22 protein-coding genes and 1 riboswitch are annotated in these 26,738 nt (G+C 61.8%); of the genes, 14 read left to right on the top strand and 8 right to left on the bottom strand.

Features of this window, described 5'->3' with window-relative positions:
* Positions 1 to 78 precede the first annotated feature (78 nt).
* The 4 genes from ACQKP4_RS15945 to ACQKP4_RS15960 form a co-directional block, all read right to left on the bottom strand.
* Positions 79 to 1,047 carry a metal ABC transporter ATPase gene (locus tag ACQKP4_RS15945; RefSeq protein ID WP_427634590.1) on the bottom strand — a complete coding sequence of 323 codons (969 nt, stop codon included), beginning with the start codon at positions 1,045 to 1,047 and terminating at the stop codon, positions 79 to 81.
* A 33-nt stretch (positions 1,048 to 1,080) separates the two neighbouring features.
* Complete coding sequence (locus ACQKP4_RS15950) at positions 1,081 to 1,893, bottom strand: aldo/keto reductase (protein WP_427634592.1); 813 nt, start codon at positions 1,891 to 1,893, stop codon at positions 1,081 to 1,083.
* Complete coding sequence (locus ACQKP4_RS15955) at positions 1,890 to 3,065, bottom strand: NAD(P)/FAD-dependent oxidoreductase (RefSeq protein WP_427634594.1); 1,176 nt, start codon at positions 3,063 to 3,065, stop codon at positions 1,890 to 1,892. Before ACQKP4_RS15955 ends, ACQKP4_RS15950 begins: the two co-directional genes overlap by 4 nt.
* A gap of 193 nt (positions 3,066 to 3,258) precedes the next feature.
* On the bottom strand, positions 3,259 to 3,591 hold the full coding sequence (locus ACQKP4_RS15960) for a DMT family transporter (protein ID WP_427634596.1): 333 nt from the start codon (positions 3,589 to 3,591) through the stop codon (positions 3,259 to 3,261).
* A gap of 103 nt (positions 3,592 to 3,694) precedes the next feature.
* On the opposite strand from ACQKP4_RS15960, the gene ACQKP4_RS15965 reads away from it, so the two are divergent.
* The gene (locus ACQKP4_RS15965) at positions 3,695 to 4,615 is read left to right on the top strand and encodes a LysR family transcriptional regulator (protein WP_427634598.1); all 921 of its coding nucleotides are present in this window, start codon (positions 3,695 to 3,697) and stop codon (positions 4,613 to 4,615) included.
* A complete protein-coding gene (waaA, locus tag ACQKP4_RS15970; RefSeq protein ID WP_427634600.1) occupies positions 4,608 to 5,888 on the top strand; it encodes a lipid IV(A) 3-deoxy-D-manno-octulosonic acid transferase in 1,281 nt (426 codons plus the stop codon). Before ACQKP4_RS15965 ends, waaA begins: the two co-directional genes overlap by 8 nt.
* Positions 5,889 to 6,075: 187 nt before the next feature.
* Here waaA and ACQKP4_RS15975 read toward each other — a convergent pair whose 3' ends face one another.
* On the bottom strand, positions 6,076 to 7,515 hold the full coding sequence (locus tag ACQKP4_RS15975; protein ID WP_427634601.1) for a TolC family outer membrane protein: 1,440 nt from the start codon (positions 7,513 to 7,515) through the stop codon (positions 6,076 to 6,078).
* Between the two features lie 192 nt (positions 7,516 to 7,707).
* Positions 7,708 to 7,813: riboswitch (TPP riboswitch) on the top strand.
* 168 nt (positions 7,814 to 7,981) lie between these two features.
* On the opposite strand from ACQKP4_RS15975, the gene thiC reads away from it, so the two are divergent.
* Positions 7,982 to 9,871, top strand: coding sequence for a phosphomethylpyrimidine synthase ThiC (gene thiC, locus ACQKP4_RS15980; RefSeq protein ID WP_427634603.1), 1,890 nt, complete (start codon positions 7,982 to 7,984; stop codon positions 9,869 to 9,871).
* Positions 9,872 to 10,039: 168 nt separating this feature from the next.
* Positions 10,040 to 11,332, top strand: coding sequence for a putative hydroxymethylpyrimidine transporter CytX (gene cytX, locus ACQKP4_RS15985; protein ID WP_427634604.1), 1,293 nt, complete (start codon positions 10,040 to 10,042; stop codon positions 11,330 to 11,332).
* Here the strand turns inward: cytX and ACQKP4_RS15990 are convergent.
* On the bottom strand, positions 11,301 to 12,044 hold the full coding sequence (locus ACQKP4_RS15990; protein WP_427634606.1) for an RsiV family protein: 744 nt from the start codon (positions 12,042 to 12,044) through the stop codon (positions 11,301 to 11,303). The genes cytX and ACQKP4_RS15990 overlap by 32 nt on opposite strands.
* Positions 12,045 to 12,272: 228 nt before the next feature.
* On the opposite strand from ACQKP4_RS15990, the gene ACQKP4_RS15995 reads away from it, so the two are divergent.
* From ACQKP4_RS15995 to ACQKP4_RS16035, 9 genes are all read left to right on the top strand, one after another.
* Positions 12,273 to 12,890 carry an NUDIX domain-containing protein gene (locus tag ACQKP4_RS15995; RefSeq protein ID WP_427634608.1) on the top strand — a complete coding sequence of 206 codons (618 nt, stop codon included), beginning with the start codon at positions 12,273 to 12,275 and terminating at the stop codon, positions 12,888 to 12,890.
* Positions 12,881 to 13,333 (top strand): DUF1249 domain-containing protein, encoded by a 453-nt coding sequence (locus tag ACQKP4_RS16000; RefSeq protein ID WP_427634609.1) that lies wholly within the window; start codon positions 12,881 to 12,883, stop codon positions 13,331 to 13,333. Before ACQKP4_RS15995 ends, ACQKP4_RS16000 begins: the two co-directional genes overlap by 10 nt.
* Positions 13,334 to 13,444: 111 nt before the next feature.
* Positions 13,445 to 14,254 carry a 3',5'-cyclic-AMP phosphodiesterase gene (gene cpdA, locus ACQKP4_RS16005; protein ID WP_427634611.1) on the top strand — a complete coding sequence of 270 codons (810 nt, stop codon included), beginning with the start codon at positions 13,445 to 13,447 and terminating at the stop codon, positions 14,252 to 14,254.
* Between the two features lie 197 nt (positions 14,255 to 14,451).
* Positions 14,452 to 15,060: a YqiA/YcfP family alpha/beta fold hydrolase gene (locus ACQKP4_RS16010; RefSeq protein WP_427634613.1), complete on the top strand. Its 609-nt coding sequence runs from the start codon at positions 14,452 to 14,454 to the stop codon at positions 15,058 to 15,060.
* A 42-nt stretch (positions 15,061 to 15,102) separates the two neighbouring features.
* Positions 15,103 to 17,007 carry a DNA topoisomerase IV subunit B gene (gene parE, locus ACQKP4_RS16015; protein WP_427634615.1) on the top strand — a complete coding sequence of 635 codons (1,905 nt, stop codon included), beginning with the start codon at positions 15,103 to 15,105 and terminating at the stop codon, positions 17,005 to 17,007.
* Positions 17,007 to 17,996, top strand: a complete 990-nt coding sequence (locus tag ACQKP4_RS16020; RefSeq protein ID WP_427634617.1) for an esterase-like activity of phytase family protein — start codon at positions 17,007 to 17,009, stop codon at positions 17,994 to 17,996. Before parE ends, ACQKP4_RS16020 begins: the two co-directional genes overlap by 1 nt.
* A complete protein-coding gene (locus tag ACQKP4_RS16025) occupies positions 17,993 to 18,517 on the top strand; it encodes a retropepsin-like aspartic protease family protein (protein WP_427634619.1) in 525 nt (174 codons plus the stop codon). The genes ACQKP4_RS16020 and ACQKP4_RS16025 overlap by 4 nt, the downstream gene beginning before the upstream one ends.
* A 7-nt stretch (positions 18,518 to 18,524) precedes the next feature.
* Positions 18,525 to 20,792 carry a DNA topoisomerase IV subunit A gene (parC, locus tag ACQKP4_RS16030; protein WP_427634621.1) on the top strand — a complete coding sequence of 756 codons (2,268 nt, stop codon included), beginning with the start codon at positions 18,525 to 18,527 and terminating at the stop codon, positions 20,790 to 20,792.
* Positions 20,793 to 20,968: 176 nt separating this feature from the next.
* Positions 20,969 to 21,682, top strand: coding sequence for a PqiC family protein (locus ACQKP4_RS16035; protein ID WP_427634622.1), 714 nt, complete (start codon positions 20,969 to 20,971; stop codon positions 21,680 to 21,682).
* Positions 21,683 to 21,913: 231 nt separating this feature from the next.
* On the opposite strand, the gene ACQKP4_RS16040 is transcribed toward ACQKP4_RS16035, so the two are convergent.
* Positions 21,914 to 23,455 (bottom strand): AhpA/YtjB family protein, encoded by a 1,542-nt coding sequence (locus tag ACQKP4_RS16040; RefSeq protein ID WP_427634624.1) that lies wholly within the window; start codon positions 23,453 to 23,455, stop codon positions 21,914 to 21,916.
* Positions 23,456 to 23,590: 135 nt separating this feature from the next.
* On the opposite strand from ACQKP4_RS16040, the gene serB reads away from it, so the two are divergent.
* The gene (gene serB, locus ACQKP4_RS16045; RefSeq protein ID WP_427634626.1) at positions 23,591 to 24,805 is read left to right on the top strand and encodes a phosphoserine phosphatase SerB; all 1,215 of its coding nucleotides are present in this window, start codon (positions 23,591 to 23,593) and stop codon (positions 24,803 to 24,805) included.
* 119 nt (positions 24,806 to 24,924) lie between these two features.
* Here the strand turns inward: serB and ACQKP4_RS16050 are convergent, their stop codons facing one another.
* A complete protein-coding gene (locus tag ACQKP4_RS16050) occupies positions 24,925 to 26,706 on the bottom strand; it encodes a molecular chaperone (RefSeq protein WP_427634628.1) in 1,782 nt (593 codons plus the stop codon).
* Between the last annotated feature and the right edge of the window lie 32 nt (positions 26,707 to 26,738).

Raw genomic sequence — 26,738 nt, forward strand, 5'->3', positions numbered from 1 at the left:
GCAGCCTCGTTTCACCAACAGCGAGTCGCATTTCAATGCGGCAACTGTCGAGTGAAACAAGGCTGCGATCTTTTGCTTTTAAGAGCTGACTTTCTTGCGCGGCACAATCTTCTTCAGCAATTGCTTCGCTTTCCCCCGCAACCGCGCCAGTCCCGAATCCTTCCCCGGCGGCGCCAGCCCTTGTTGCCGCACCCAGTCCTTCCAGCGAATCCGCTCATCCCTGACCAGCCAGCCTTCCTGCTGGGCAAAGCTTTCGGCCAGGTACAACCCACGGGTGCTCGCCGGGTACAACTGATCCTTTTTCAGCGTGTAGAGCTCGGCCATCGGCTGGCCATCCTGCAACGGCATCAGATACAGGTCGGGGCGTTTGCGATCCAGCCGGGCGACCAGTTGATCGCCTTCCAGCCGCTCATCGACATGAAACAGGCTCAAGGATTTGGCTTCTCTGGGCACTTCCAGGCGCAAGTCGTAAATCAATTGCAGTGAGGCCGTCGGCAAATGCACATAAGCCCGGGGCCGTTCGATCAACTGCATGTTGGCGCAACGCACCGGCCGTGCCGAGCCGGACAACGGCGTCAGGCGAAACGGCAGCGCCTCGCGATAATGCAGCGCCGAGGCGTAAGGCGCCGGCAGCCACGTATCGTTGAAGCGTCCGCCGAGCCAGCCTTCCGGAGTTTCCAGCAAGCATTCTTCGGCAATCTCCTGGATGGCCGTGTGCAGTGGCAGGTTCAGCTCATGGGCCGGCACATAACCGGAGATCAGCTTGAGCACCACGTCGCCACGGTCCTGGCGGCGTTGGCGCACCAGTACCCAATAATCGCGATTCTGCCAATGCAGGGTCAGGCGCACCGAGACCCCGAGGTTGGCCAGCTCCACGGCGAACCGCTCGCTGTCCGCCACGGCCACGGGGCGGCGGCGTTGCAGGGTCTGGGAAAAATTGAGCGGCATCCCGACGCTCTGGTAACTCAGGCCTTCGGGAGTCGCTTCGACAAATAACGGCAGGGTCTTGAAGTTGCTCGGGTTCTTTCTTATGAGCGTACGCGGCATGTCGGCTCCTGCTTAAGGCCGCGTGGGGCGGCGTCAGTTGCTACGTAGGACCTGGGCAACGGTCGCGACGTTGTGGGCGAGGTGCAGCGGATTGATGGTCCCGACAATAGCACTGGCAACACCCGGATGTTCAAACAACAATTCGAAGCTGGCGCGCACCGGGTCCACGCCCGGGCTGAGGCAGACGTGACCGCTGGCGAGGGCTTTTTTGACCAGGATGGCTTTGCCGTGAGCAGCAGCATAGTCAATGACCGCTTTCTCATGCTGCTCGTTCAGATTGTAGGTGACCATCGCGCAATCGCCTTGTTCCAGCGCCTTCAGCCCGCCTTCGACGGTTTTACCGGAGAAGCCGAAGCCGCGAATCTTGCCCTCGGCCTTCAGCGCGGCGAGGGTCGCGTAGACCTCACTGTCGTTGAGAATCGCCAGGTCATTGCCGTCGGAGTGCACCAGCACCAGGTCGATAAAATCCGTTTCCAGACGTTGCAGGCTGCGTTCCACCGACAACCGAGTGTGCGCCGCGCTGAAGTCGTGGCTCGACTGGCCATCGGTAAACTCTTCGCCGACCTTGCTGACGATCACCCAATCCCTGCGCTGACCGCGCAGCAGCGGGCCGAGGCGTTCTTCACTGCGGCCATAGGCCGGCGCGGTGTCGATCAGGTTGATGCCCATGTTGTGCGCTAGCTTGAGCAGTCGGCGCGCGTCATCGTCATCGGGAATCTGGAAGCCATTGGGGTATTTGACGCCCTGGTCGCGGCCCAGTTTGACCGTGCCCAGGCCCAGCGGCGAGACCCGCAGGCCAGTGCTGCCCAAGGGACGATGAAAGTCGTGCAGGGTCGGTTGGCTCATGGCAGTAGTTGGTCCCAGGCAGGCACGCCCATCGGCGGTTTCGGTAATTCAGGCAACGGCGCCGGGTGGCTCGGCTGAATGCCGTCGTGTTGCAGGGTCGCGATGACGCGGTCGGCGAAGTCCGGCGCCAAGGCCAGTTTGGTCGGCCAGCCAACCAGCAAACGGCCCTGTTCGGCGAGGAACGCGCTGTCTGGACGGGTCAGGCCCGATTGCAGCGGTTCGGCGCGGTCCACGCGCAAGGTCGCCCAACGCACGGTGCTCAGGTCGATCCAGGGCAGCAACTGGCCGAGCTCTTTCTGCGCGGTGGCGATTTGCTCGGCGGGTTCGCGGGCAACGCCTTCCGACTCGGCGATGTCGCCGCCCAGGTACCAGACCCATTGGCCGTCGGCGGCCGGGTGCGTGGTAATGGTGATGCGCGGTTTGGTGCCGCCGCCCAGGCAGTGGGCGTACAGCGGTTTGAGGCTGGGGCCTTTGGCGATGATCATGTGCAACGGCCGGCGCTGCATGGCCGGCCGGCTCAGGCCCAAGGCTTCGAGCAATGCCGCCGTGCCGGCACCGGCGCTGAGGACGATGCGCTGGGCGCGGATCTCGCGCTCGTCGACCTTCAGGCCGATCAGCACGCCACCTTCCAGCAGCGGTTCGATCTTCTGACCGGCGAGCAAACCGTCACCGGCCAGGTCGGCCAGGCGTTGAACCAGGCTCGGCACGTCGACCACCAGTTCCGCCAGGCGGTAGACCTTGCCCTTGAAGCGCTTGTCTTGCAGCGCCGGCGGCAGTTGGTCGCCCGTGACCTGGTCGACCCGGCCGCGCACCGCTTTGCTGGCGAAGAAACTGGTGAGGTTGCCGGCGATGGTGCCGGGCGACCACAGGTAGTGCGCTTCGGACAACAGGCGCACACCGGACAGATCCAGCTCGCCGTCGCCGGCCAGGGCTTCACGCCAGCGGCGCGGCATGTCGGCGATGGCTTCCGACGCCCCCGTCAGGGCGCCGTGCAGTGCGTACTTGGCGCCGCCGTGGATGATGCCTTGGGACTTCACGCTCTGCCCGCCGCCGAGGCTGGCGTTTTCCACCAACACGGTCGAAAAGCCCTGGCGGCGCAGGCGCGCGTTGAGCCAGAGGCCGGCGACACCAGCGCCGACAATCAGAACGTCGGTGGAAATAACGGATGGCATGCAGCGACCTCAGTGTTCAAGACGAGGGCGCAGTATACAGACTCGAAGAACAGGGGAATTGCTGGCGATCAATCAGCTGGATGCCAACCCGTGTGGGAGCGGGCTTGCTCGCGAAGAGGCCGCGTCAGTCAGCATCGATGCTGCCTGACACGGCCTCTTCGCGAGCACGCCCGCTCCCACAGTGGATTGCGTTTCAGTGGCCGGCAGTTTTGGAGAAGAGCTGGATGACCACAACGCCGAGCACGATCAGCGCCATCCCCAGCATCGCCGGCAGATCCAGTTTCTGCCCGTAGATGAACAGCGCCGCGACGCTGACCATCACGATGCCCATGCCGGCCCACACGGCGTAAGCCACGCCGACCGGTACGCTGCGCACCACCAGGGTCAGCATCCAGAACGCGATGCCGTAGCCGACGATCACCAGCGTCAGCGGCAGCGGCGTGCTGAAGCCTTTGACGGCTTTCATCGAAACGGTCGCGATCACTTCGGCGCAGATGGCGATGGCCAGGTAGTAGTAAGCGGTCATAGGTGCATCCTCGTGTGAAGCGTTGCTCTCTGAGGTCGGCATTCTAGAGATTGTTCAGATGCGGTAAAGTCATTACCTATCTGTATTGGAGATGGGTTGATCGATGAATACGCAATGGAATTTGGAGCAACTGCGCCTGTTTGTCAGCGTAGCCGAGCAGCGCTCGTTTTCCGCTGTGGCGCGGGCGGAGCGCAAGGCGCAGTCGGCGGTCAGCAGTTCGATTGCGTTGCTGGAGGAGGACCTCGGCGTCAGCCTGTTCGAGCGCAGCAGCGGCCGTCAGCCGAAACTCACCGAGGCCGGTAATGCGCTGCTGGAAGAGGCGCGCGAAGTGCTGCGCCAATGCGAGCGGCTGAACGGTCGGGCCCTGGCGATGATGCGCGGTCAGGAGGCGCGGATACGCTTGGCGCAAGACGAAGCCATGCCGTTTCAACCGGTCATCGACAGCCTTGGCGCGCTGGCCGATCAGTTCCCCAGCCTGGAAGTGCAGTTGTCCAACGGCACCCAGGGCGATGTGGCGAGAAAACTGCTGGAGCGCCGCGCCGATCTCGGCTTGCTGTTCTACCACGAGCAAATCCCCGAGGCGCTGGAGCGGCGGGTGCTGGGCAGTATCGAAATGGTCACGGTCTGCGGCGTGGGCCACCCGTTGGCGGCGCTGGAGGAGGTTGACTGCCAGCAATTGGCGCAGCATCGACAATTGCTCATGGCGGCTCAATCCAGTGTCTATCCGGGCAGCGAGCCTGCGAGCCCGCAGGTTTGGCGGGCCGACAGCTTTTATGTGATCGCTGAATTACTGATGCGCGGCCTCGGTTGGGCCTGGCTGCCACGCAACGTCGTGCAGTATTCGGGTTATCGCAGTCAGATAGTTGAACTGGTCAGCGAATGGACCCCGCCGGCGCTGGTGGTGGAACTGGTCTGGCGTCGCGATGAACCGCTTGGCCCGGCAGCCCGCTGGCTGGCCGAACGTTTTGCCGTGCACTTGCAGGCGATCGGCGAAAAAACCGATAAACTCCGCCGCCATGAATAGAACTCTCTACACCGCGCTGTTTTACCTGGGGCTGCCACTGGTAGCGATTCGGCTGTGGCTGCGCTCGCGCAAGGCTCCGGCCTATGCCAAACGCATTGGCGAGCGGTTCTCCTTCGGCTTGCCGCCGATGAAACCGGGCGGCATCTGGGTGCACGCGGTGTCGGTGGGCGAGAGCATTGCCGCCGCCCCGATGATTCGCGCCTTGCTGCAACGTTATCCACACCTGCCGATCACCGTGACCTGCATGACGCCGACGGGCTCGGAACGCATCCAGGCCTTGTTCGCCAACGAGCCGCGCATCCAGCACTGCTATTTGCCGTACGACTTGCCGTGTGCGGCAGCGCGGTTTCTTGATCGGGTCCGGCCGACACTGGCGGTGATCATGGAGACCGAACTCTGGCCGAATCACATTCACCAATGCGCCAAGCGCGCCATTCCCGTGGCGTTGGCCAATGCACGATTGTCCGAGCGCTCAGCCAAGGGGTATGGCCGCTTCCATAAACTGACCGCGCCGATGCTGGCCGAGATGAGCCTGTTCGCGGTGCAGACCGAGGCCGAGGCTGAGCGCTTCCGCTCGTTGGGCGCGCGCCCGGAAACGGTCGAAGTGACCGGTTCGATCAAGTTCGACCTGACCATCGACCCGCAACTGTTGCAGCGCGCCGCCGAGTTGCGTGCGCAGTGGCAGACAGTGGAGCGTCCGGTGTGGATCGCCGCCAGTACGCACGACGGTGAGGACGAAGTCGTGCTGGCGGCCCATCGTCGGCTGCTGGGCGATCATCCCGATGCGTTGCTGATTCTGGTGCCGCGTCATCCGGAGCGGTTTAACGCGGTGTTCGAACTGTGTCGGCAGCAAGGTTTCGCGACGATTCGTCGCTCGTCCGGCGAACCGGTCACCGCGCGCACCTCGGTGTTGCTGGGCGACACCATGGGCGAGTTGCTGTTTCTGTATGCGCTGGCCGACAGCGCCTTCGTCGGCGGCAGTCTGGTGCCGAACGGCGGCCATAACCTGCTGGAACCCGCCGCGCTGGGCAAACCGGTGCTGAGCGGGCCGCACCTGTTCAACTTCCTCGAAATCGCCGCGCAGCTGCGCAACGCCGGGGCGTTGCAGGAAGTGGACGATGCCGAAGGGCTGGCGCTGGCGGTGCAGCGCTTGTTCGAGCTGCCGCGAGATGCGCAGCGCATGGCGCAGGCGGGGTTGAACGTGATGCGCAGCAATCAGGGCGCGTTGCAGCGGTTGCTGGAGGGGTTGGGGCGGTTGATCGATAAATCCTGATCCACCGCTGAGCAAACGGTGGGAGCGGGCTTGCTCGCGAAAGCGGTCTGACAGCCAAGCGGGATGTTGAATGTTATGACCCCTTCGCGAGCAAGCCCGCTCCCACATTAGATCTCCTGCGAACACAAAACTTGTGTACGAACGGACCCAATGTGGGAGCGAGCTTGCTCGCGAATGTTGTTCGCTTTTACTGACCCGGCCGCGCCTTCAGTTGCTCGGCCGCAGCCTTGGCCAGATCCGGCGGCAGGAAGTCTTTGTCCGGGTTGTAATCGGCCTTGAGATAACGCCCCAAATCCTGCAAGTCCCCCGGGTTCAACGTGCCCGCCGCCTGCTTCAGGCGCAGGTTGTCGAGGATGTAGTCGTAGCGCGTGTTGTTGTAATCGCGCACCGAGGTGTACAGCTGACGCTGGGCGTCGAGCACGTCTACGATGTTGCGCGTGCCTACCTGATAACCGATTTCGGTCGCTTCCACCGCGCTCTGGTTGGAGATGATCGACTGTTTGCGCGCCTGCACCTGTTCGACATCGGTGTTCACTGCGCGGTGCAGGTTGCGCGTGCTTTCCACGATTTGCCGGCGCAGGGCTTCACGTTGCTGCTCGGACTGGTCCAGTTGCGCGTACGACTGGCGCACCTGGGAGTTGATCAGCCCGCCGCTGTAGATCGGGATGTTCAATTGCAGGCCCACCGTCGTCTGCTCGACGTCGCCCTTGTAAGGGGCGCCGAACGCATTAGGGTTGGAAAAACCCAGCGCGTCGTTGTCGCCTTTTTCATACTTCGCCACCGCGTCCAGGGTTGGCGCATGGCCGGCCTTGCGCTGCTTGAGGGTTTCTTCGGCGGCGCTGACCGCGTAGTTGCTGGCCAGCAGGTTCAGGTTCTGTCTGGCGGCGGTGTCGACCCACGCCTTGGCGTCGTTCGGCGTCGGCGGCAGGATCGGCAGGGTGTGGACGACGCCCCAGATCGAGTTGTACTGACGATTGGTCAGGGTGATCAGGGCTTCGAACGCATCATCGACCTGACGCTGCGCGACGATTCGGTTCGCCCGTGCGGTGTCGTAGCTGGCTTGGGATTGCAGCACATCGGTCTTGTCCGACAGACCGACATCGAAGCGCTCGTTGGATTGATCGAGCTGACGTTTGAATGCCGCCTCTTCAGCCTTGGTCGAGGCCAGGTTGTCTTGCGTGCGCAGCACGTTGAAGTAGCTTTCGGCGCTCTGCAGGATCAGGTTTTGCTCGGTCGCCGAGAGTTGCAGCGAGGCTTGCTCGTTGACGTCCTTGGCGGCCTGGAACTGGAACCAGCGGTCGGCGCGGAACAGCGGCTGTGCCAGTGTCGCCTGATAGGAATGCGCGCTGCGGTTGGCGATAGCCGAAGGCTGATCGATCGACGTGCGAACGTTGGCCGTTTCGGCGCCGCCCGAGAGGTTGGGCAGCAAGCCTGCGCGAGCCTGGGGTACGACTTCTTTCTGTGCGCCGTATTGGGCGCGAGCGGCCGCGAGGTCGGCGTTGTTGTCCACCGCTTCCTGGTACACGCTGACCAGATCGTTTCGGGTGGATAAGGGCGCTTCAGCTGCCCAGGCCATTCCATTGGACGCACAAGACACGGCAAGGGCCAGTGAGAGTTTGCGCAGCATGAGGCCATCCCTAAAAAATTACGCTGATAATTTGAGCGCCAAAGGTACGGCGCAGCCTGCACACCGTCAAGCCGCGGCACGGCGTAGCGAGTGTAGTGGTGCGCACGTTCGGCAACAATCCGTTAATTACGCCATTCATCACGGTGTTTACTCCGGTGTTGGCGTTCTTCGCCTGTTGTGTCTAGACTGGCCGGGTTCTTGTCGGGGTGCCTTGCTATGAGGCTGAGATCGAATAATTTCGGATCCCGTTGAACCTGATCAGGTTAGCGCCTGCGTAGGGAACAAGATTTCTCGTCACCCGGCGAGTCCTCTTGTGCTTCGTCCGGGATGTTGTTCGACAATCGAACACCCCTCGAGCACTGAGCACAGCACCAACAGCGTTGTCATGGCTGATTGGTCGCGTCCATTCGTTACAGGTTCGCTCCGACAAAATTCCACTGCCTGGATGCTGTCTGGAGAGCCCGTGATGACGATAAAACTAAAAAATACGACGAACCTGAGTGATTCGGCCCAAGTCGATCAACAGTCGGTTCAGCCGTTTACCCGCTCGCAAAAAATTTATGTCCAGGGCTCTCGTCCGGACATCCTCGTGCCGATGCGCGAAATCAGCCTGGACGTGACCCCGACCGACTTCGGCGGCGAAATCAACGCGCCCGTCGTGGTCTACGACACTTCCGGCCCGTACACCGATCCCAACGTCATCATCGATGTGCGCAAAGGCCTGGCCGATGTGCGTTCGCCGTGGATCGAATCCCGGGGCGACACCGAGCGCCTGCCGGGCCTGAGCTCCAACTTCGGCCAGGAACGCCTGGCCGATGCCGAGCTGACCAAGCTGCGTTTCGCTCACGTCAACAACCCGCGCCGTGCCAAGGCCGGGGCCAACGTCAGCCAGATGCACTACGCGCGCCAAGGCATCATCACCGCCGAGATGGAATACGTCGCCATCCGCGAAAACATGAAGCTCGAAGTGGCTCGCGCCGCCGGGCTGCTGGACCAGCAACACGCCGGTCACAGCTTCGGCGCCAGCGTGCCGAAAATCATCACCCCTGAGTTTGTCCGTGACGAGATCGCCCGTGGTCGCGCGATCATTCCGGCCAACATCAACCACACCGAACTGGAACCGATGATCATCGGCCGTAACTTCCTGGTGAAGATCAACGGCAACATCGGCAACAGCGCCTTGGGTTCGTCCATCGAAGAAGAAGTGGCGAAACTGACCTGGGGCATTCGCTGGGGCTCGGACACGGTCATGGACTTGTCCACCGGCAAGCACATTCATGAAACCCGCGAGTGGATCATCCGCAACTCGCCAGTGCCGATCGGCACCGTGCCGATTTATCAGGCGCTGGAAAAAGTCGGCGGCGCCGCCGAAGACCTGACCTGGGAGCTGTTCCGCGACACGCTGATCGAACAGGCCGAGCAGGGCGTCGACTACTTCACCATCCACGCCGGCGTGCTGCTGCGCTACGTGCCGCTGACCGCCAAACGTGTGACCGGCATCGTTTCCCGTGGCGGTTCGATCATGGCCAAGTGGTGCCTGGCGCACCACAAAGAGAACTTCCTCTACACCCATTTCGAAGACATCTGCGAAATCATGAAGGCCTACGACGTCAGCTTCTCGCTGGGCGATGGCCTGCGTCCGGGCTCGATTGCCGACGCCAACGACGCGGCGCAATTCGGTGAGCTGGAAACCCTCGGCGAGCTGACCAAGATCGCCTGGAAGCACGACGTGCAATGCATGATCGAAGGCCCGGGCCATGTGCCGATGCAGTTGATCAAAGAGAACATGGACAAGCAGCTGGAGTGCTGCGACGAGGCGCCGTTCTACACCCTCGGCCCGCTGACCACCGACATCGCGCCGGGTTACGACCACATCACGTCCGGTATCGGTGCGGCGATGATCGGCTGGTTCGGTTGCGCCATGCTCTGCTACGTCACGCCGAAGGAACACTTGGGCCTGCCGAACAAGGATGACGTGAAAACCGGGATCATCACTTACAAGATCGCCGCGCATGCCGCCGACCTTGCGAAGGGCCATCCGGGAGCGCAGATTCGTGACAACGCCTTGAGCAAGGCGCGTTTCGAATTCCGTTGGGAAGACCAGTTCAACCTGGGCCTTGACCCGGACACCGCTCGTTCGTATCACGATGAAACCCTGCCGAAGGATTCGGCCAAGGTCGCGCACTTCTGCTCCATGTGCGGGCCGAAATTCTGCTCGATGAAAATCACCCAGGAAGTCCGCGAGTATGCGGCCAACCAGCGGATCGAAACCGTCGATGCCGAAGTCGCCCAAGGATTGGCGGAACAGGCAGAGCGGTTCAAGCAGGAAGGCAGTCAGCTGTACAAGAAGGTTTGATCTGACCTGTGATTGACGGCGCCTGTGCCGCCGTCTTCGCGAGCAAGCCCGCTCCCACATGGATTTGTGAACCACGCAGATCCACTGTGGGAGCGGGCTTGCTCGCGAAGGCGCCAGACCAGGCCGCGAAGATCTCAATAACAAACTTATCCCTCTGAGATAACACCCTTGAGCATTCAACCCAGCACTTACTCACCCGACATCGCCGTGCCGACCGACAAACGTGTGTTCGGCGGCCGCGATCTGTTTTCCCTGTGGTTCTCCCTCGGCATCGGCCTGATGGTGTTGCAGACCGGCGCATTGCTCGCGCCGGGTCTGGGCCTGTCCGGCTCGTTGCTGGCGATTTTTCTCGGCACGCTGGTGGGCGTGCTGCTGCTGGCCGCCGTTGGCGTAATCGGCAGCGACACGGGCTTATCGTCGATGGCCGCGCTCAAACTCAGCCTCGGTAAACATGGCGCGAGCCTGCCGGCGGTGCTGAACCTGCTGCAACTGATCGGTTGGGGCTCGTTCGAAATCATCGTCATGCGCGACGCCGCCAGCCTGCTCGGCGCGCGGGCCTTCAGCGAAGGCAACCTGTGGTCGAACCCGCTGCTCTGGACCCTGTTCTTCGGCGCGTTGGCGACCTTGCTGGCCGTCAGCGGTCCGCTGACCTTCGTGCGGCAGATCCTGCGCAAGTGGGGGATCTGGTTGCTGCTGGCCGCGTGTATCTGGCTGACCTGGAACCTGTTCGCCAAAGCCGATCTGGCCGCGTTGTGGGCGCAGGCCGGGGACGGATCGATGCCATTCGCCGTGGGCTTCGACATTGCCATCGCGATGCCATTGTCGTGGCTGCCGCTGATTGCCGACTACTCGCGTTTCGGCAAGCGTGCGAAAAACGTGTTCGGCGGTACGGCACTCGGGTTCTTTATCGGCAATTTCTGGCTGATGAGCCTGGGCGTGGCCTACACCCTGGCGTTCGCGCCGAGCGGTGAAGTGAATGCCTTGCTGTTGGCGCTGGCCGGTGCCGGCCTGGGGATTCCGCTGTTGCTGATTCTGTTGGACGAGTCGGAAAACGCCTTCGCCGACATTCACTCGGCGGCGGTGTCGAGCGGGATTCTGTTGCGCTTGAAGGTCGAGCACCTGGCGTTGGCCATTGGCGTGATCTGCACCTTGATCGCCTGCCTGGCGCCGTTGGCCCAGTACCAGAACTTCCTGTTGTTGATCGGATCGGTGTTCGCGCCGCTGTTCGGCGTGGTGCTGGTGGATCACTTCATCCTGCGCAAACGCAGTGCCCAAGTGGCGTCGGCCGCATTGCGCTGGCCGGCGTTACTCGCCTGGTTGGGCGGGGTGAGCACCTATCATTTGCTGGCCAATCTTTATCCGGACATCGGTGCAACCCTGCCGTCGCTGATTCTGGCAGGGCTGCTGCAACTGGTGCTCGGTCGAGCCTTCAGTTACGGCCAGGAAACAGCTCGGGCTTGATAATGCCGTTCAGGCGTGGGTAGGGGATCTTCAACTCGACGTGGCCCAGCGCGTAAGGCGCGATGGTGCTGGTTTCGTACTTGAGGATCACCCCGCCGTAGGTCAGCGCCACGTTCTGGGTTTTCTGGAACGGCCAGCTCTTCACGAACTCCGGTTCCTGATCGAGCTTGGTGCTGATCAACCAGCTGTTGTGCGCCACTTGCGCGGCTTTCCAGAACGCTTCTTCCTGCCCCGGCACCAACATGTCGGACAAGGTCAGCACTTTATGCTGCTGGCGCGAATAGTTGATGAAGCTGCGCCCCGGCGTGCCATGTGCGCCGCCCAGGTCCAGGTAGCTGGAAAACTCGACGATCACCAAGCCGTCATGCTGCTCACGTACCTTGGCTTGCAAGTAGCTGCTGGAACGCGGTTTGGCGGTGCGCAAAAACTGCTCGCGGTAGGCGGCCAGGGTCGGCGCCGCCGGGGTGTCCGGGGTACGGGTCAATTGCAGCAGGTTTTTTTCGACGATGCCGTCCAGCTGTGGCTCGGCCGGGAAGCGCACGGTGTCGATGTTCACCAATGGGCAATCCGGGGTGGTGCAACCCGGTTTCAGCGTTTCGCTGGCATCGCGGGTGACTTCCAGCGGCGTCCGGTAGTTGGGTTGGAACAGACTCTGGCAGGCGCCCAGGGTCAAGGCGATTGCAGCCACGGAGGCGATTTTAAAAAGCGACATGGGCGTCCTTGATAAAACAGGGAAAGGCAAAAAGTTATCCGCTTCGACTCTCAACGAAGCGGTCAGTTCGCCACTAAGCTAATTAGAGTGGGTTTCGCCCTCACCGTCTATCCCGCTGACGGGAAAGGGGCTGCATCAAACGCTGCGAGCGCGTTAGGATGGCGCGAAGTCGAGGTTGCAGGCAAAAAAAGCAACCTCGTAACGGATGTGCAGTAAACGAGGATTGTCATGACTGATTTTGCCAACGCCATTCCGACCGCCGTCGATATCGTGCGGCGCGAAAAGTGCTACGAGGGCTTTTACAAGCTCGACCGCGTGCACTTGCGTCATGAGTTGTTCGCCGGTGGCATGAGTCGCGAGATCAATCGTGAAGTTTTTGTTCGCCACGATGCCGTGTGCGTGCTGCCGTATGACCCACAGCGCGACGAAGTGGTGCTGATCGAGCAGTTTCGCGTCGGTGCGATGGGCAAGACCGACAACCCGTGGCTGATCGAACTGGTCGCCGGTCTGATCGACAAGGATGAAGTGCCGGAAGCAGTTGCTCACCGCGAAGCGCAGGAGGAAGCTGGGCTGGTGTTCGGGGCACTCTGGCCGATGGCCAAATATTTCCCGTCGCCGGGCGGCAGCAACGAATTTGTGCATTTGTACCTGGGGCGTTGCGACAGCACCGGTGTTGGCGGCCTGCATGGGCTGGAGGAAGAAGCAGAAGACATCCGCGTCACGGTCTGGGCATTCGACGATGCCTTGCAAGCCGTACGCGACGGACGAATTGCCAACGCGGCCAGCATTATTGCCTTGCAATGGTTAGCTTTGAACCGCGCTGAAGTGAGGGGGTTATGGTCGTAAACAAGCAGCGCGATCGCTATCGGGTTGACCTCGTGGGGCTGCAAGCCTCGTGCGAGGCCAACTACGCGCGCCTGATGCGACTGTTGCCCGACATGCGCAACGAGCCAGCCGCGCGGCGCATTGCCGTGACCCACGGTGATCAGATGCTCGGTGTGCTGGCGCTGGAAGTGCTGCAGGTCTGTCCATACACCACGACCCTGCAAGTGCGCCAGGAACACAGCCTGCCCTGGCTGCCGGTGCCGCAACTGGAAGTTCAGGTCTATCACGATGCGTGCATGGCCGAAGTGGTCAGCGCCGAACATGCGCGACGCTTTCGCGGCATCTATCCTTACCCGAATGCCTCGATGCATCAGCCGGACGAAAAGGCCCAGCTGAATATGTTTCTGGGCGAATGGCTGAGCCATTGCCTGGCGCTGGGGCACGAGTACGAAGTCGTCCGTTAATTGTGAGCCGCAGTTGTGAACTGCGTCAGGTTCGCAGGTTTCCCCTTTTGATCGTCCCCCAGCATAATCGCGGCATTCATCCATCCCGTGTGCATGCCCTGGGAGAACGCCTTGCCGAGCATTTTGACCACCGCCGATCCGGCGTTGCTGGTGCAGATTTCCGACAGCCACCTGTTTGCCGAAGCAGACGGAACGTTGCTGGGCATGAATACCCGCGAAAGCCTGCAAAAAGTCATCGAGCTGGTGACACTTCAGCAGCCGCAGATTGACCTGATCATTGCCAGCGGTGATTTGTCGCAGGACGGGACGCTGGAGTCGTATCAGCAGTTTCGCGACCTGACCGGGCAGCTGGATGCGCCCGCGCGCTGGATTCCCGGCAACCACGATGAGCCGCAGATCATGGCCGAAGCGGCGGTGCAGAGCGCGTTGCTGGAGCCCGTGGTGGATGTCGGCAACTGGCGCGTGACCTTGCTCGATTCGGCGGTGCCGGGGTCGGTGCCGGGGTATTTGCAGGATGAACAGCTGCAATTGCTGGCCCGCTCGCTGAGCGAAGCGCCGGAGCGCCATCATCTGGTGTGTTTCCACCATCATCCGGTGTCGATCGGGTGCCCCTGGATGGAGCCGATCGGCTTGCGCAACCCTGAGGCATTGTTTGCGGTGCTGGACCGCTTCCCGCAGGTGCGCGCGGTGTTGTGGGGGCATGTGCATCAGGAGATCGATCAGGAGCGCAACGGCGTGCGCCTGATCGCCTCGCCGTCGACCTGCATTCAGTTCGAGCCGGGCAGTGAGGATTTCAAGGTCGGGGAGCAGGCGCCGGGGTATCGCTGGTTGCGGCTGTTGCCGGACGGGCAGCTGGAAACCGGCGTGGAGCGGGTTACCGGGTTCGACTTCACGGTTGATTACGGCTCCAACGGTTACTGAATATTCGGCCAGACCGAGTCGCGGCCTTCGCGAGCAAGCCCGCTCCCACAGTAGATTCGGGAGCGCCATGGATCCCCTGTGGGAGCGGGCTTGCTCGCGAAGGCGCCCTCAAAGGCAACACAAACTTCAAGGATATCCCCCATCCCCCCGACTCCCTGTAAACTCCGCCTTCTTTACCCGACGCACAGGGAGCTCAAATGTCTGGTTCGATCCTTTATATCCACGGTTTCAACAGCGCGCCCTCGTCGAAAAAGGCCACGCAGTTGGTGCAGGTGATGGACCGGCTGGGCTTGAGCGATCAGTTGCGTGTGCCGGCCTTGCATCATCATCCGCGCGAAGCCATCGGTCAGCTGGAACAGGCGATTGCCGAGCTGGGGCGGCCACTGCTGGTCGGCAGCTCACTCGGCGGCTACTATGCGACTCACCTGGCCGAGCGCCATGGCCTGAAAGCCCTGCTGGTCAACCCTGCCGTCAGTCCGCACCGGATGTTCGACGGGTATCTGGGAACCCAGAAAAACCTGTATACCGATGAACACTGGGAATTGACCCACGACCATGTGACGGCCCTGGCCGAGCTGGAAGTGCCGGCGCCCCAGGACCCGCAGCGGTATCAGGTGTGGTTGCAGACCGGCGACGAAACGCTGGACTATCGCCTCGCCCAGCAGTATTACCGGGCCTGTGCCTTGCGCATCCAGGCCGGCGGCGACCATAGTTTCCAGGGTTTTGCCGCGCAGTTGCCGGCCATGTTGAGTTTTGCCGGCATCGGCGCAGATTTGTATCAGTCGATCGATTTCACCGCACTGTGAATCATCGCTCCCCCATTTCACGAACACTGACGACGAGACCCCATGGCCACTCCCAGCGCTAGCTCTTATAACGCAGACGCCATCGAAGTCCTCTCGGGCCTCGACCCGGTGCGCAAACGCCCCGGCATGTACACCGACACCAGTCGGCCGAACCACCTGGCCCAGGAAGTCATCGACAACAGCGTCGACGAAGCCTTGGCCGGGCACGCGACGTCGGTGCAGGTCATCCTGCACGCCGATCACTCCCTGGAAGTCAGCGATGACGGCCGGGGCATGCCCGTGGACATTCACCCGGAAGAGGGCGTGTCGGGCGTCGAGCTGATCCTCACCAAGCTCCATGCGGGCGGCAAATTTTCCAACAAGAACTACCAGTTCTCCGGCGGTTTGCACGGGGTGGGTATTTCCGTGGTCAACGCCTTGTCGACCGAAGTCCGGGTGCGCGTCAAGCGTGACGGCAACGAATACCAGATGACCTTCGCCGACGGCTACAAGAAAACCGAGCTGGCAGTGGTCGGCACCGTAGGCAAGCGCAACACCGGCACCAGCGTGTTCTTCGCGCCGGACCCGAAGTACTTCGATTCGCCGAAATTCTCCATCAGCCGCCTCAAGCACGTGCTCAAGGCCAAGGCCGTTCTGTGTCCAGGCTTGCTGGTCAGTTTTGAAGACAAGGCCACCGGCGAAAAAGTCGAGTGGCATTACGAAGACGGTTTGCGTTCCTACCTGGTGGACGCGGTCAGCGAGTTCGAACGCCTGCCAGACGAGCCATTCTGCGGCAGCCTGGCCGGTAATAAAGAAGCGGTCGACTGGGCGCTGCTGTGGTTGCCCGAAGGTGGCGACAGCGTGCAGGAAAGCTACGTCAACCTGATCCCGACGGCCCAGGGCGGCACTCACGTCAACGGTTTGCGCCAGGGCTTGCTCGATGCGATGCGTGAGTTCTGCGAATTCCGCAGCCTGCTGCCGCGCGGTGTGAAACTGGCGCCGGAAGACGTCTGGGAACGCATTGCCTTCGTGCTGTCGATGAAAATGCAGGAGCCGCAATTCTCCGGTCAGACCAAAGAGCGACTGTCGTCCCGTGAAGCGGCGGCGTTTGTCTCCGGTGTGGTCAAGGACGCGTTCAGCCTGTGGCTCAACGCCCACCCGGAAACCGGCATGCTCCTGGCGGAACTGGCGATCAACAACGCCGGCCGGCGTCTGAAGGCCAGCAAGAAGGTCGAACGCAAGCGCATCACCGCCGGGCCGGCACTGCCGGGCAAACTCGCCGACTGTGCCGGGCAGGACCCGATGCGTTCCGAGCTGTTTCTGGTGGAAGGTGATTCCGCCGGCGGTTCCGCCAAGCAAGCGCGGGACAAAGAGTTTCAAGCGATCCTGCCGTTGCGCGGCAAGATCCTGAACACCTGGGAAGTCGACGGCAGCGAAGTGCTGGCCAGCCAGGAAGTGCACAACATCGCCGTGGCCATCGGTGTCGATCCGGGCTCGGCCGACATCGCCCAACTGCGCTACGGCAAGATCTGCATCCTCGCCGACGCCGACTCCGACGGCCTGCACATCGCCACGCTGCTGTGCGCCTTGTTCGTCCAGCATTTCCGCCCGCTGGTGGATGCCGGTCACGTCTACGTCGCGATGCCGCCGCTGTACCGCATTGACCTCGGCAAAGAGATTTACTACGCCCTGGACGAAGCCGAGCGCGATGGCATTCTTGACCGTCTGGTGGCGGAGAAGAAACGCGGCAAGCCGCAGGTCACCCGATTCAAAGGTCTGGGTGAAATGAACCCGCCGCAACTGCGCGAAACCACCATGGACCCGAACACTCGGCGTCTGGTGCAGTTGACCCTGGAAGATTACGACGCGACGTCAGAGATGATGGACATGCTGTTGGCGAAGAAACGCGCCGGTGATCGCAAGTCCTGGCTGGAATCCAAAGGCAACCTGGCCGAGGTTCTTGGTTGATGCGGGTTGGCGTTGCCCTGGCGTGTGCGTTACTCCTGACCTCGGTGTCGGCGCTTGCCGAACCGGCGCCGGAATTGCGCGTGCTGTCCGAGCATCCGGTGGACGGCATGCGCGGCGGTAACCTGTCGGGGCTTGCCCTGTGTGGCAACGAGCTGTGGACGGTTTCCGACCGCGACGACGATCAGATCTATCGCCTCGACACCCGGCAAAACACCTGGCAGGCCGAAACCGTGCACATTGATGTGCCCGACGTGCCGGACACCGGTTTGCCCTGGGGTTTGCGTTCGCGCAACTGGGCGGCGTCGTTCGTGCGTGGCGGGGACCTCGACTTCGAAGGCATCACCTGCGACGGCGCCGGCAATCGCTACATCGTCAGCGAAGGCCATGCGGCGGTCCTGCAAGTGCCGGTCACGGGCCAGGCAAACTGGCTGAAAATTTCGCCGATGATGGTGCGCGAAGCGCGGGCCAGCGGCATGCTGCTGCAATTCAACGCGATTTTCGAAGGGCTGGCGATCAACCCGGCGGGCGATCAGATGTGGCTCGCCGCCGAGCGCCAAAGCCGTGGCTTGCTGCTGATCAAGCGCAAACAGACGGTGTGGGACTGCGATGGCGGGTGTGTGCTGCTCAGCGAAGGGGGCATGGAAATGCAACCGCCGCAGTTTCCCCACGCCAAACCGGTCAACAAGGACTTTTCGGACCTGTCCTTGTACAACGGCAAGCTGTTTACCCTGGAACGCAACGCCTATGAAATTTGCCGTCGCGATCCGCAAACCGCCAAGGTCGAGCGTTGCTGGTCGTATGCGGCCGAACTGTTGCAGCCAAGCCGTCGTTATTCACAGAACTACGGCCTGGAAGAGGCATTGATCATCGACGCTGACGGTGCCTGGATCGGTGTCGACAACAATTTCGGTCCCCGCGCCGATGGCGAGGTCCGCCCGATTGTCTGGCGCTTCGCCGCGCCGGAAGGTGGCTGGAGCGCCAAGCCTTGAGCCAGCAACCGCCGGGCAAACGCGCCGGCCGAGTATTGATGGTGCTGGCGTGGTGCGCGGCGCTGTTTCTGGCGACACGGTTTTTCGGCCAATGGGAGGAGCGTCAGCAAAATCCCAATGTGGTGGTGACGTCGGAGCAGGGTGAAGGATTTATCGAAGTGAAGCTGCTCGGCAACGCCCAGGGCCACTTCGTCGCCAGCGGCCAGATCAACGGCCAGCCGGTGAATTTCATGCTCGATACCGGGGCGACCGATGTGGCGATCCCGGCGGAAATGGCCGAACGGCTGAAACTGGAACAAGGCTTTGGGGTGACCCTGAGCACGGCAAACGGTCGTACCGAGGGCTATCGCACCCGCGTCGACCGGCTGCAACTGGGCGACATCGTGCTGCGCGATGTGCGCGCCATCGTTGTACCCGGCCTGGATGGCAATCAGGTGCTGCTCGGTATGAGCGCACTGAACAAACTTGAATTTACCCAGCGCGGTGGCACCATGCTGCTGCGCCAGACAACGAACCGATGAGGCCCGCATGAGCGACTCCCTTGATCTCAGCCTGGACGGTGTAGAACGCCGGTCGCTGGCTGACTTCACCGAAAATGCCTACCTCAACTATTCCATGTACGTGATCATGGACCGTGCCTTGCCGCATATCGGTGACGGCCTGAAACCGGTACAGCGGCGCATCATCTATGCGATGAGCGAGTTGGGGCTGGACGCCGATTCCAAGCACAAGAAGTCGGCGCGTACCGTCGGTGACGTGCTCGGCAAGTTCCACCCGCATGGCGATTCGGCCTGCTACGAAGCCATGGTCCTGATGGCCCAGCCGTTCAGCTACCGTTACACGCTGGTCGACGGCCAGGGTAACTGGGGTGCGCCGGATGATCCCAAGTCCTTCGCCGCCATGCGTTACACCGAAGCGCGGCTGTCGCGTTACTCCGAAGTGCTGCTCAGCGAACTGGGCCAGGGCACCGCGGACTGGGGCCCGAACTTTGACGGCACCCTCGACGAACCGCTGGTGTTGCCGGCGCGTTTGCCGAACATCCTGCTCAACGGCACCACCGGTATCGCCGTGGGCATGGCCACCGACGTTCCGCCGCACAACCTGCGCGAAGTCGCGACCGCCTGCGTGCGCTTGCTCGATGAGCCCAAAGCCACGGTCGAACAGCTCTGCGAACACATCCAGGGCCCGGATTACCCGACCGAAGCGGAAATCATCACGCCCCGCGCCGACCTGCTGAAAATGTACGAAACCGGCAAGGGTTCGGTGCGCATGCGCGCCGTGTACCACATCGAAGACGGCGACATCATCGTCACCGCGCTGCCGCATCAGGTGTCCGGCGCCAAGGTGCTGGAGCAGATCGCGGCGATGATGCAGGCCAAGCCGTCCAAGGCCCCGCAAATCGCTGACCTGCGCGACGAATCCGACCACGAGAACCCGTGCCGGATCGTGATCATTCCGGGCGCGCGGAAAAACTTCGACCACGACGCGCTGATGCAGCACCTGTTCGCCAGCACCGAGCTGGAGTCGAGCTACCGGGTCAACATCAACATCATCGGTCTGGACGGCAAGCCGCAGCTGAAAAACCTGCGTGCGCTGCTGGTGGAATGGCTGGAGTTCCGCGTTCAAACCGTACGTCGTCGCTTGCAATTCCGCCTCGACAAGGTCGAGCGCCGCCTGCACCTGTTGGACGGTTTGTTGATTGCCTACCTCAATCTGGATGAAGTGATTCACATCATCCGCACCGAGGAGCACCCGAAAGCGGCGCTGATTGCGCGTTTCGCCCTGAGCGAGATCCAGGCCGACTACATCCTCGACACCCGTTTGCGTCAGTTGGCGCGACTGGAAGAGATGAAGTTGCGTGCCGAGCAAGACGAACTGCTCAAGGAACAAGCCAAGCTGCAAGCCCTGCTGGGCAGCGAAGCCAAGTTGAAAAAACTGGTGCGTACCGAGCTGATCAAAGACGCCGAAACCTACGGCGACGACCGTCGTTCGCCAATCGTCGAGCGCACCGAAGCCAAAGCCCTGACCGAACACGACCTGCTGCCGAACGAGAAAGTGACTGTCGTGCTGTCGGAAAAAGGCTGGGTGCGCTCGGCCAAAGGGCACGAAATCGACGCCACCGGGCTGTCGTACAAGGCTGGGGATGGGTTCAAGGCCTTGGCGCCGGGTCGCTCCAACCAGTTTGCGGTGTTCATCGACTCCACCGGTCGCAGCTATTCGGTGGCCGCGCACACGTTGCCGTCGGCCCGTGGCCAGGGCGAACCGTTGACCGGTCGTCTGACGCCACCGCCGGGCGCGACGTTCGAGTGCGTGCTGATGCCGGACGACGATTCGCTGTACGTGATCGCCTCCGACGCCGGTTACGGCTTCGTGGTCAAGGGCGAAGACTTCCAGGCCAAGAACAAGGCCGGCAAGGCGCTGCTCAGTTTGCCGAACAACTCGAAAGTCATCCTTCCGCGCCCGGTTACGGATCGCGAGAACAACTGGCTGGCGTCGGTCACGACCGAAGGTCGCCTGCTGATCTTCAAAATCAGCGACCTGCCACAATTAGGTAAGGGCAAGGGCAACAAGATCATCGGGATCTCCGGTGAGCGTGTGGCCAGTCGCGAAGAATATGTCACGGACATCGCGGTATTGCCGGACGGCGCCACGTTGGTGCTGCAAGCCGGAAAACGTACCTTGTCACTGAAAGCCGACGACCTCGAACACTACAAAGGTGAGCGTGGCCGTCGTGGTAACAAATTGCCACGTGGCTTCCAGAGGGTGGATGCGCTGCTCGTCGAAAACCTCAATTAAGCGTCCTAGAGCGCTCGATCTACGATTTAACCCGTAGATCGACGCTTTGGCGCTGGAGTCGGAACGCATATTCACGGATGATATGGCCTTTCAAGCGCCGGCGTGGCCGAGCGTTCTTCATATTTATTGAGTATTTTCACTGTGGTTAGCCTTGTGGCAGCCACCTGGATGGGACGATGACTGCTCTGCGCCTTCCTTTTATTTTGATGCTCGCTGGCGTTCTTGGCCTGGCGGGTTGCAGCGTTCACCAGCCGGTGTCGCTGTATCAACTGGACAGCGGAAGTCCGGTTCAGCCTGCGCAAAGCGCGGGCATGGCTGTTTTGCTGGGCCCGGTGACGATTGCCGACTATCTGCAACGCGAAACCCTGTTGCAGCGTCAGCCGGACGGCAGCCTTCAGGCCTCGGTCGATGGTCGTTGGGCGGGCAGCCTGTCTTCGGACATCGATCAATTGCTGTTGCGTCAGGTTGCCGGTCATCTGGACAGCCAGCGCGTTGTCCTGGCCCCGGCCACGTTGGGCTTTGCACCGGACGTGCAGGTGTTGCTGTCGATTACCCGTCTGGACTCGGGTGAATCGCAACCGGCGATCCTTGATGCGCAATGGCGCTTGATTGACCGTCGTGGCCAGGTTCGCGATAACCGCATTGTGCATCTGCAGGAACAGCACGCTGGCGGTACGGCAGCGCAGGTTCAGGCGCAGGGCGTGTTGTTGCAGCGTTTGGCCGAGCAGTTGTCGGTGGCGCTCAAGCCGCTGGCCAACCAGCCACCGATTGCGGAAGCACCGCGCAAACCGGCCCCCAAGCCTGTGGCGCCGGCTGCCGAGCAAGAGAAACAGCCGAAGATCCCGATGGCTTCGCCGATCCGCACCGATATGGAAGTGTTCAGGTTCTAAGCCTGGAGTGATTCACCACAAAGCCCGCCGCGATGCGGGCTTTGTTGTTTTTGTAGGTCGGGAATCTCTGTTGTCTGTCCTGGCCTCTTCGCGAGCAAGCCCGCTCCCACATTATCTCGGTGAATGCGGTCCCCTGTGGGAGCGGGCTTGCCCGCGAAGGCGCCAGAACAAGCAACAAAAAACCCGCAGACAATCACTCATCTGCGGGCTTCTTTACATCAGGGCTAGTGCTTACGCCCGGCGCTCGTGCATCCGCGCCAGTTGCCGCTCAAGCATCGACGGATAAGGCTCCATCAACCGCTCTACACAGCAAGCGCCCTCAGGGCTGGCGATCGGACGAATCCGCGCCCGCTGGCGAATCAGCACATCGTCACTGATCTTGCGCTCCACCAGCAGCAGGTTGCGGCTGTGTTGCGACAGGGCCAGTGCGTCCTGCGCGGTTTCGGTCAGCAGCAGGTCAATCTGGCTCAGGCCGAACAACTCGTCACCCAGCGTCAGGCCCAGCTGCAATTGCAGGGTGATGCCGCTGTCGGCGACTTCGATCTGCAACTGATGGCCCAGCGCGCGCAGCAGCTCGCCGCAGCAGATCGCATTGGTCAGGTAGTCGTCGCCGCTGTCTTCGGTGTGGAACAACATCAGCGTGCTGCCGTCGTTCAGGGTGTGCACTTCGCCCTGATAGAGCGAAGCTGCCTGATCAAGGCAATCACGATAGCGTTTCAGCAGTTCTTCAAGACGCGTACGGGGCAGGCGCCGCAATTGATCCTGCGCGCCCAGTTGCACGGCCAGCACGGCGCTGTGCTGTGGCACGTTGGAAATCTGCGGTTTGGCGACTGGCTTTGGCGCGGTGGTGACGGACTCGTCACGCAAATCGGCAAACGCATCGTCGTCTTCATCGTCTTCATCGTCTTCCACCGTTCTGACGACATGCCGTGGCGCAGGCTTCAGGCCGGCCACAGGCGTGGTTTCGTCGAAGCTCGGGTCGCGCAGGTTGCGCACTTCGAAGGTCGGCTCGTTATCGTCCGCCTCTTCGTAGTCGCTGTCGTCGTATTCGGGTTCCGGCGCAGGCGCAGGCGCGGCCGGTTCCGGTGCGAAGTTGGCGTGCAGCTGGCGGGCAAGATCGCCGATTTCATCCTGACGCTCGGTGGCCGGGGTGTATTCGTCGATGTTGCGCAGCCACACGCGCAATTGCAGCAGCGGCGTGGAGATGTGCCGACCGAGGCGCAGGCTCAAGGCCAGGGACAGGGCCAACAGGATGGCGCTCAAAATGCCCATGCTTTGCAGGCTGATGGTCATCGGCTGCTGGAACTGGTCCATGTCGAGGCTGATGCGCAATTGCCCGGCGGTCACGTCCTGGAAGGTGATCTTGCTCTCGTACATGCCTTCGGCTTCGCGCAGCAGGCTGTGCTTGGGACGCTGACCGGCTTCGGCGAGGATGCGGTTATCCACGCTATAGATGGCGGCGTGGGCCACCAGCTTGTTTTTGGTCAGGTTGTTGAGCAGCACGTTGAGGCTGAGGATGTCGTTGGACACCAACAGCTCCGTGGCGGACGTGGCGGTCTGCGTGGTCAGGCTTTCGCCCAGTGCATCGGCCTGCTCGTGCATGGCCTGCTTGAACTGCAAACCCATCACGCAGGCATAGATGACCAGGGCCAGAGCGACCAGGATCACGTTATGGCTGGCGATGCGCAATGCAATCGGTACACGGCGGTGGCGCAGTGCCCGGAAGATCAGCAGAAAGAAGTTATCGGTTTTTACTGGCGTGGGCCGGTTCACTTGAGCTCGGCTCTTTTGTCCGTGAAGTTGACGCGCAGTATAGCGACAGGCCCTAGACCGGCAAAGCGCTCACGGTGCCCGATGGTCACTGAAAGTGGGTAGAATGCGGTTTTTTTCCACTTGCGGGGGTGCGCCTTGCGCGAAATCGTCCTGATAAACATCACGGGAGTCGACCGTCCGGGTCTGACTGCGGCCATTACCGGCGTTCTGGCCCAGGGTGGTGTGAACATTCTCGACATCGGTCAGGCGGTGATCCACGACACCCTGTCGTTCGGCATCCTGGTTGAAATCCCTGATACCGAGCAAGGCAAGTCGGTGCTCAAGGACATCCTGTTCACGGCGTACAAACTTGATCAGCAAGTGCGTTTCACGCCGGTGTCCGAAGCGGATTACCAGCAGTGGGTCGGTAATCAGGGCAAAAAACGCCATATCGTGACGCTGTTGACCCGAAAAGTGACCGCCGAACAGTTGCAGGCCGTGAGTTCGATCACCGCCAAATATGGCTTGAACATCGATCACATCGATCGTCTGTCCGGACGCATGCCGCTGGACACCCCGGCCGACAAGGGCAAGGGCTGCATCGAGTTTTCGGTGCGCGGCGAAGCGGCGGACCCGCAAGCGCTGCGAGCGGAATTCTTGAGCGTCGCCCAAGAGCTGAACGTCGACATCGCCTTCCAGGAAGATTCGCTGTTCCGCCGTAACCGCCGTCTGGCGGTGTTCGACATGGACTCGACGCTGATCGAAGCCGAAGTCATCGACGAACTGGCGAAGGCGGCCGGCGTGGGCGATCAGGTGTCTGAAATCACTGAGCGCGCAATGGCCGGCGAACTGGATTTCCGCGCCAGCTTCAAGGAACGCCTGGCCTTGCTGCAAGGGCTGGACGTCAGCGTGCTGGATTCGATTGGCGCTTCGTTGCGACTGACCGAGGGCGCCGAAACGCTGTTCGCCGAACTCAAGCGCCTGGGCTACAAGACGGCGATTCTGTCAGGCGGGTTTACCTATTTCGCCAAGCAATTGCAGGCGAAGTTGGGCATTGATTACGTGTTTGCCAACGAACTGGAAGTGGTCGACGGCAAAGTGACGGGCGTGGCGGTCGAGCCGATTGTCGATGCGCAGCGCAAGGCTGATCTGCTGCGAGAGCTGGCGCACAAGGAAGGCTTGCGTCTGGAGCAGACCATCGCGGTCGGCGACGGCGCCAACGATTTGCCGATGCTGGCGATTGCCGGGTTGGGCGTGGCGTTCCGTGCCAAACCGCTGGTGAAGCAATCGGCGAAGCAGGCGATTTCCACGCTGGGGCTGGATGGTGTGCTGTATCTGTTGGGCTTTCGGGATCGCGACGGGCAGCTCTGAGTGCTTGATTGACTGAACAGGCCTCTTCGCGAGCAAGCCCGCTCCCACATTTGAAATGCATTCCAGTGTGGGAGCGGGCTTGCTCGCGAAGGCCGCGCCACGGTTTCAGAGCGTCACCCTCACAACGACTTCCACAACGAATCAAATTCCTCCTCGGCGCCGCTCACCGCGGCGTTGTCGTTTCTGTTCGACTCCAGCGACCGATACGCAAACTGATTGAAGCTGTTGGTGCTCGCCACTCGCCGATCCAGCCCGGCGCGGCGTTCCAGGCCGTTGGTATTGATCAGTACTTTGTTGCCTTCCTGGAACGGCAGGCGCGGGGCGAGCAGGGTGGCTGGCAGGTCGATGGCGCTGATTTCCGGCAGCAACAGGCCGCGCAAATATTGGCTGTGATCGTCGTGGGTGCGCACCAGTTGCAACCCGCAAGGCTCGGCATAAGGTGCAACCTGTTCGATCCCCATTTGCGTGCCGCCGCCGCGCACCTGGCGAATCCAGCGCACCACCGCAATGCTCCAGCCTTTATTGACCGAGTCCTCGATGCCGACCATTTCTCCGGCTTGCAGCTCGGCGGGCACGGCGCCGGGCCAGGCCAGGCAATAGCCGCCGGGGCTGTGATTGATCACCGGCAAGGCATAAGTCGGGAAATGCCGATTGCTGTCCGCCGCTTCGTGGCTGTCGTCGTTCTGCAGTTGCGGGTATTCAATTTCTTCGTAGGGCAGCAGGGCGTCGGTGTTGCCGTTGGGCGCGGCGTCGAACGCTTGGCTCCAGTTGTCTTTGCCGCCACCGGCCGGAGACGTCGCCGCGAACTGCGCGAGCCGTCCGGCGGGGTTTTTCAGGAGGTCGCTGAACGAACGTTGCCCACCGAGATAGAAGTGCAGCGCGCTCATGCCTACACACAGCGTCAACGTGCCTTGGCCGACGGTACGCTGAAAACTGCGTTCGGCGGTCTGGCCCCACGCGGCGTGCAGGTGCTGCAACGTGTCCAGCGTCAGCCCGGCCGGCACGGGCAACGGCGTGGCGCGGTCATGATTGCCTTGCAGATGCGCCTCGATGGCATTGACCAGCGGCTGTGGATCAATCCCCAGCAAACTGTCTTGCTGCTCGGCCCTGAACTTGGAGCGGTAGCGCGGTCCGGTGTCGAGGTCCGGGGCGACCGCAAACAATCCATCCGCCGGTTGTCCGGGCTTCAGCTTGATCCAGCGACTCCAGGGTTCCAGCACTTCGGCGAGCCGGGCGATCTGGTTCTGGCGCAATTGATTGCAGCGTGAGGCGCCCAGCAACAGGGCGGCCACATAGGTCTGTTCAACACTCAGGGTGGGCGTCTGGCTGGCCAGTTCATCGCGCTGGCTGAGGTCCTGAAGTCGGTGTTCGCAGCCGATCCGGTACAGCTGATGCAGCTCCAGCCACAAACCTTCGGGCACCGGGCAATAGAGCTGGGTGGCGCGGATCAACTGGCCGTTCAGGCAATGAATCGCCCGTTGCAACGCCTGGGACAGCAACGATGCCCGGTCCTTGCTGAACCGCGGCGAGAGGCGGATGGCGATTTGTTTGTAGCCAATCGCAAGGTGACCTTGCAGGGCCTGGCAAAGGTTGGCGATCTTGCGCGAACGCTCGTCGAGGACGATGGCCTGATGCAGGAAATGCCGCTCAAGGTGTTTGCAGACGTAATACACCTCGGGCCGCAACAGTTCGAGCAGTTGCAGGCGATTGTCGCTCGGGGTCAACAGTTGGTTGAGTTCGCTCAAGCCCTGATAGAGCAGGCGAGCGGTTTCACCAATGTTGGCTTTGGGCAGGTTGGCGATCCAGCGTTTGAGGTCGCGCGGGGTCGGCTCACAGAACGACAGGCGCAACTGCGCGGGAGTCGGGGCGCGTAGCAGCAGGTGAGGACTGGTCTCATTCATGCCGTGTAAAAACTCCAACCGGGAAATGGGCA

It is taken from the genome of Pseudomonas sp. NPDC086278, from assembly GCF_050280905.1.
In the GTDB taxonomy this organism is placed as follows: Bacteria; Pseudomonadota; Gammaproteobacteria; order Pseudomonadales; family Pseudomonadaceae; genus Aquipseudomonas.